Genomic DNA, 1,221 nt, shown 5'->3' on the forward strand with positions numbered 1-1,221 from the left:
GGGTTCTGCCCTGATTTTGCGGACACTTTCGAAAAGGCCCATCATGGGCCGCTAGGAGGTGTTCATGACCCAAAGACGTCGATACAGCCGAGAGTTCAAGCACGAAGCCGTCGAGCTGGCGCGTAATCCATCGACCAGCATCCGGCAGGTCGCCTTGGAACTCGGTCTCAACCCGAACATGCTTGCCCGGTGGAAACGGGAGGCCGACCAAGACGATGCCCCGGCCTTCCAGGGCAGTGGAACGGCTCGGGATCAGGAACTTGCCGCCGTTCGGCGAGAGCTGGCCCGTGTGAAGAAGGAACGTGATTTTTTGCGCGACGCGGCAGCGTTCTTCGCCAGGGAGTCGTCCTGAAGTATCGGACGATCTGGCGCTGTCGCAGTGACTATCCCGTTCGCCTGATGTGTCGTTGCCTGAACGTCTCGACCAGCGGCTACTATGCCTGGGCTGGTCGTGATCCCAGCCAACGGGCCCGGCACAACGAGTGGCTGCTCGAACGTATCAAGGCGCATCACGCGTCAAGTGACGGCGTTCTCGGGGCACCGAGGATGCATGAGACGCTTCGCCACGAAGGCTTGTCCGTCGGTCGCCACCGAGTCGCTCGCCTGATGCGGAAGGCTACGCTGTGCGGCGTGCCGCAGCGGCGACGCTGGGGCAAGAAACCGATCGGTCGGCGGCCGGTGAACGTGAGCAATCACCTGAACCGAGACTTTGCGGCCACGGCGGGTAACCAGAAGTGGGTGACCGACATCACCTACATCCGCACGGCGGAAGCCTGGCTTTACCTGTGCGTCGTGATCGATCTCTTTCACCACGAGGTGGTCGGCTGGTCGATGAGCCGGACACAGGACCGCTCGATGGTGATCAACGCCGTGCTGATGGCGCTGTGGCAGCGAAAAGGTGACGATCCCGTCGTCCTGCATTCGGACCGGGGAACTCAATTCACCAGCGATGACTATCAGCAGTTCCTCGCCGACCACAACGTGCTCTGCAGCATGAGTGCGGTTGGCCATTGCGCCGACAATGCAGCAGCCGAAGGGTTCTTCGGCATGCTCAAGCGGGAGCGGATCAATCGGCGCCGATACGCAACGATTGCCGAAGCCCGCCAGGATGTGTTCGATTACATCGAGCGTTTCCACAACCCGAGAGTCCGCCGACGAATCCGGGCCAACGACAACGCATTACCCTTAAGCCAACCGTCCGCGAAAACGGGGTAGAACCCA

General features: G+C 61.3%; 1 protein-coding gene. It reads left to right on the plus strand.

What is annotated here, in order from left to right; all coding sequences use genetic code 11:
• Positions 1-64 precede the first annotated feature (64 nt).
• A protein-coding gene (locus ABGV18_RS11445; protein WP_396581353.1) for an IS3 family transposase occupies positions 65-1,215 on the plus strand; the annotation gives its coding sequence in 2 pieces (ribosomal slippage) (positions 65-314 and positions 314-1,215; 1,152 coding nt in all).
• The last annotated feature ends 6 nt before the right edge of the window (positions 1,216-1,221 follow it).

It is taken from the genome of Guyparkeria halopsychrophila (genome assembly GCF_044582135.1).
In the GTDB taxonomy this organism is placed as follows: Bacteria; Pseudomonadota; Gammaproteobacteria; order Halothiobacillales; family Halothiobacillaceae; genus Guyparkeria.